The sequence below is a fragment of the Microcystis sp. M165S2 genome, from assembly GCF_020245885.1.
Lineage (GTDB): Bacteria > Cyanobacteriota > Cyanobacteriia > Cyanobacteriales > Microcystaceae > Microcystis.
The window spans coordinates 1-5,435 of sequence record NZ_JADBTZ010000110.1 but is presented as its reverse complement, the minus strand read 5'-3'; the positions used below and the strand labels follow the sequence as shown (position 1 = coordinate 5,435).

At 39.9% G+C, this 5,435-nt stretch carries 4 protein-coding genes and 1 pseudogene; 2 read left to right on the top strand and 3 right to left on the bottom strand.

Annotated elements, in window-relative coordinates; all coding sequences use genetic code 11:
• Both IM479_RS05820 and IM479_RS05815 read left to right on the top strand, forming a co-directional pair.
• Window positions 1-235 (top strand): annotated as a pseudogene (locus IM479_RS05820) (hypothetical protein); the annotation flags it as partial.
• Between the two features lie 193 nt (window positions 236-428).
• Window positions 429-2,339: an Hpt domain-containing protein gene (locus IM479_RS05815; protein ID WP_287684998.1), complete on the top strand. Its 1,911-nt coding sequence runs from the start codon at window positions 429-431 to the stop codon at window positions 2,337-2,339.
• Window positions 2,340-2,350: 11 nt separating this feature from the next.
• Here the strand turns inward: IM479_RS05815 and IM479_RS05810 are convergent, their stop codons facing one another.
• From IM479_RS05810 to clpS, 3 genes are all read right to left on the bottom strand, one after another.
• Window positions 2,351-3,868, bottom strand: coding sequence for an ammonium transporter (locus IM479_RS05810; RefSeq protein ID WP_287684997.1), 1,518 nt, complete (start codon window positions 3,866-3,868; stop codon window positions 2,351-2,353).
• A 63-nt stretch (window positions 3,869-3,931) separates the two neighbouring features.
• Entirely contained in the window at window positions 3,932-4,750 is an 819-nt protein-coding gene (locus IM479_RS05805) for a CPBP family intramembrane glutamic endopeptidase (RefSeq protein WP_287684996.1), read from the bottom strand.
• Window positions 4,743-5,030, bottom strand: coding sequence for an ATP-dependent Clp protease adapter ClpS (gene clpS, locus IM479_RS05800; protein WP_002738526.1), 288 nt, complete (start codon window positions 5,028-5,030; stop codon window positions 4,743-4,745). The genes IM479_RS05805 and clpS overlap by 8 nt, the downstream gene beginning before the upstream one ends.
• Window positions 5,031-5,435: the final 405 nt, after the last annotated feature.

The window sequence follows — 5,435 nt, the reverse complement described above, 5'->3', positions numbered from 1 at the left end:
AGCACCGCAATACCTATCAAAGCTGATAATTGTTATAGCTATTGCTTACACAAGTGCCACAATGCAAGGTAAAAAAATTAAGGATATGGGAATCCAAAAATATGTCACAAGACCTGAAAAAAGATATAAAGGTCAACGCAGGCACAGCAGTTTTTATGTGGGTCAAGATCTCTATCATTGGCTCGGGCTACATCAAATGTTCCTAAAAAAATACAGAAGAGCTAATGCAAATTAGCCGCTATCGGTTGAAGGATTACATCAAAGGACAAAGAGCTATATCGCTTGCCCTATCTACCTTCTAGCTCGCTTGTCCCCCTGTCAGAGGTAGTTGTTGATGTATTTATAATGATTTAAGAGTCACTGATATATTTAATGAAAAACTAGGCCAATCCAGGACTAGATAGCATCGTGATAAGGGGGATAATACCTTGGACTCCGCTAACGATCGGAAAATTCTCGGCTATTTCATCGAAGAAGCAAAAGAACACCTGGAAACTTTGGAACAGGGGATTTTAGACTTAGGCCATCTCACGAACAACACTGAACAGATAAACGAGATGTTTCGTGCCGCCCATTCCATCAAGGCAGGGGCGGCCATGTTAGGCTATAGTAGTATCCAAAAAACTGCTCACCGTCTTGAGGATGCTTTCACAATATTGAAAGAAAATCCCATACAAGTGGATCAAAAATTAGAGTCTTTGTTCCTCAAGAGTTATGATCTGCTTCAGATATTGATCGATAAGGTGCAGGCTCCCTTAGGTTTGCAGGCCGAGGAGGCTAACGCTATCGTTAAAAACGGTGAACCGACTTTTGCCGAATTACAGGCCCATCTTAACTATCTTCTCGACCAAGTAAAATCCACCCCTGCTATTGCGGCAACCTCTTCTATCTCCATCAGCGTCAGAGATATCCTCAAACAGCTGTTACAACTGTTCAAACAGGAAGAAACCAGTGCTTCCCGTCAGCAATTACAAAAATTAATTTTACCTCTGTCTCAATTGGCTTCAGAACAGCAAAAGTGGCAATATTTAGTTAAAAATGCCCAATCAGCACTGGCTAACCCCGAACATTCCTACCGCACTCTCGCTCCGGTTATTATTAAAGAATTAAAACAAGCTAGTGATTTATTGGAATGGGGTCGCGGGGAAGAAATCACCGTCAGTCAAGAATTGCAGTTATTAGCCACCGCCAAATTACCACAAATCCTGATTAACCCGGAAGCGGAATTGGTAGCTAGTACCCCGGAACTTCTTTCTGATCAAGATTTAGAAGAAGCTTTAAAATGGAGTGAAAATCAAGATATTAATGAGTCAGAAAAGCGTTTTTTAGAGTTAAGTGAAATCGCCGCCAAACGAAAAGCACAGATAGCGCGTCAAGGGGCAGCATATCAACTGGCTGAAAAACAATTAACGCCCAAATTTGAGGAGAATCAACGAGCAGCTTTAATTGAGGAAATTCTAGCTTGGACGGGTGCTAACTTGGAGTTAACAGAAATAGTTATTCGTTTGCTAATTGACAATAAAAATGAGTTGCGGGAAGGACAAGAGAAACCATTAATTGAACAATTGATTCAGAAAAATATTGTAGAAAATTGGTTACAAAATAAAGCGGCAGCCCATCTCCAGAAAATACAAAACAGTCTCCTAATTCCTGATAAAAATGTTAGGTCAACATTAGAAACCTATCAAGATATTTTGCAGGGGAGAGTCTTGGCTGATAATAAACCGGAAAAATTGGCACTTCAGCAAGCAGAATTAGTGATTAAAAATGATGAGTATCTAGAAGTGACCAATCGAATTTATCAAGAGGTATTTAATGTTCAATGGGTTAAACAAGAACTAGAAAAATTAGTTAATGTGGAGAATTCTCCTGCGGGTTTAACTAGAATATTATCTTTATTGGCACTATTAGGCTTTCTTGGATTTACTTTTTGGTCATTCAAGACTCCTGAAAAGACTCCTAATGTCGTGGTGACACCTTCACCTAGTATTCCAGAAATTTGTGCTAAACGAGATTTTAATATTACCTTAGAAAAGAATATTCAACAACTGCAAGAATTGAAAAAGAAACAAGGTAATCAGCTTCCTAAAAAGTGTGCGACTCAATTAAATGAATTAAGGTTAATTCAGCAAGCAATAGGACTAGGTATTAATAATTTTGTGGCTAATGTGCCGGATAGAGAAGGTGCTTTTGAAATTTTGTGCAAAATCCCCCCAACTTCTGATAACTTTAAAGAAGCTCAATTTTGGGCAAAACGTTGGCATAAGGACAAAGCTTGGAAACTGGATATCGATCGAGCTTTGCAAGATAATCCAGATTGCCAAAAACTTATTGAATAAACATTAATTTTTCAATCACTAAATACCCCATCACTACCATTTAATTCCTCGGATAATGATACCCGGATTCCTTCCCTTCCCTGTAACCAAAATAGGGAGAATATTTGAAGAATATTGAAGGATTCACTCCTTCTAACAGGAGAGGAATTAACCTGTGGATTCTTTTGACGTAAAACAATTGCTTGCAGATAATAGAGGACATTGCCAATAATTAGCCAGAGAATTAAACTAAAAATAAAGGTAAATACCATGACTATATTCCATCCAAAAAATTGAAAAACAACTTGAGATAGCCAATTATCCTGTGTTAATCCATTGGCGAATTCTCCCGCATCTTTGGTACTAAAGAAACCCACCGCCATTGTTCCCCAAAAACCACAAAAAAGATGTACTGGAATTGCTCCCGCTGGATCATCAATCACTTTAGTTTTAATTAAAAATTCTTCTCCTAATAAGACAATAATGCCACTAATGCCACCGATGATAATAGCTGATTTGATATTAACATAACCTGATGATGCCGTGATCCCCACTAACCCTCCTAAAATGCCATTAATAATTGTGGATAAACTGGCTTTGCGGCCAATTAAAGGATTAAGAATTAATGCCAAAACTCCTCCCGTGGCAGCGGCAATCATCGTGGTGGTAATTGCCATGGGGACATTATCCAAATTTACCGCCGAACCACCATTAAAACCAAACCATCCTAACCAAAGAATTAAACAACCAAGAGTTGCAAACCCTAACTGATGGGGAGCAAAATTTCCTCTTTCTTTTTCTTCATAACTATCGGTTTTGCGATTATAACCAAAGCGTCCATCCCTCGGTTTTAGTAACCAAGCACCCACTAATCCGGCCATTCCTCCGACCGAATGCACCACCGTTGAACCGGCAAAATCTCGAAACTTAAATAAGTTATATAACCACCCTTCTGATGACCAAATCCAATGTCCTGTAAGAGAATAAGAGAAAGCGACTAAACAGAAACTAAATAGCAAAAATGCCCAAAATTTAACTCTTTCTGCCACTGCTCCCGATACAATGGTCGCCGCAGTTCCCGCAAAAGTTAATTGAAAGAAAAATAAAGTAGCAATTGAACGACCCGGCCACAGTTCTTGGAATTGACTGTATTGATTATTGGGGGTTAAAATTTCCAAGAAAAATCCTGTACCACCAGAGAAACTATTCTCTAGTGCGGATGTATCGCCAAACATTAAACCGAAACCAAACATCCAATAAGCCAAGGCAGAAACACAGAAGACAATTAGGTTTTTAGCTAAGACATTAGTGGCGTTATTAGTACGACCAAAACCCGTTTCCAGCATGGCAAAACCCGCATTCATAAAGAATACTAAAGAGCCGGCTATTAACATCCAGAGATTAGCAACTAAATCCAGAGTAGAATTATTTGAATCTTGTGCTGTGACCTTGCCTACACCGATCAACAGCATGACGATAAGAGAGAAACAAAAAGATAGGATATTACGCAAACGCGGGCGATATTCTAGAAAAGATAATAATCGATTCATCGGCTATAAGTCTCATGGGCAATTTCCCCTTTATAGTAATTGATTTAATCCCCTATCGTTCACTCAAAACTGCTTTTTTCTTGTCCAGATAGCGAGAATTGTCAGGAAAAGTAAACCCATCACTCCCGCTAAAGGATTTTTATCGATTCCAGTTAACCAATCGGGAACAGTACCAGTGTATTTAATTAACTGACCCACATTTAATATATAGTATGCCCAGATTAAACCCGCGTGCAGACCGATACTTTTACCCAAATTACCACCACAGGCGCGTTTTGCCCAACCGAGAATTAATCCTAGGAGGACTAAGGCAGGAAATTGGGGAAAAGTGCGGATAATTTCGGCTAAAGGTTTAATAAAGTGAGCAAGAGCGAAAATTAAGGCACTAATCACTAGAGCGATAGCGGGACGATAATCCTTTTCTAATTCTCCCAGTAACCAGCCCCGAAATAGTAATTCTTCGGCAAAACCCACCGCTAAAGCGACTAAAAACCCCTCCAGGATGATTTTGCTGATCTGGGGATTTGCGGGTAAGAAATTTAACCAACCTAGGAACGCTTGGGACAGAAAAAGCGAGAAAGTGAAAAATAAACCGATCGCCAACCCGTTAATTAATTCGATCGGCGTTTTTATTCGCCAAATCAAACCATAATCGGCTAATCCCTCATCGCCATAAATTGTCCGTCCCCACCAATGGGATAACCCCAAAAATTCCAGATAGAGAACAGAAAGGGTCAAAATTGAGACAAGATTAGCATTAGTGGCAAAAAAGTGATAGAGGGGAAGTGCGATCGGCAACCAGAGAAAAAGTAAGAGCAAAATAAAAATTCCCAGTCGTAGGGGGACTGGGTAAGTGGCAATTACCCGTAATCTTTTATTCATCGGGTTCGATGCTGCTGGTTAAACCTTTATTTTTCAAGGTTTCACAGTAGAATTCCGCGTGTTCTTGGATGCAGGTAATCACCAAGGCCGTACCATTAGTGTGCGCTTCCATCATGATATCGACTGCTTGGGGTTGCGTCATACCGGCGATCGTTTGCATTAAACTCTGAACCACATACTCCATCGAGTTAAAGTCGTCATTGTGGAGTAAAACGCGATAACGCGGTGCTGGTTTACGGATTGTCGCTGTGGAACGCTTTTCGATGACTTCTGTGGACACCGTGTTTCTCCTTTGAATCTATATCACAAATACAGGTCAATTACTAATGATCATAATCAAAATTTCCAGATTGAGCTAGGCTTTTTCGGTGATCCGTGAGGGGTTGGGTGTTGGGGGTTGGGTGTTGGGGAGTGGGGGACAGCCAAAGGAATGACATTTCTAGATAGATAGATCATAATTGGGTAATGATTCGGTCGTAGTGCCGTCGCCCTCTTGCTTACCTGGTATGAATTGTGTAAAATATTTATTAATAAAAATAATTGCAACCCGATCAGTCTTTAAACCTCTAGCTTGATCATGACTTTTCTGATAAATATCTTTTTCTGGCTCCTGTCTGGCTTACTCAAATATCAGTCTAGCACCGAACAAAATACCCCCTTCACCTCTATTCCCCTGTCAAGCGTT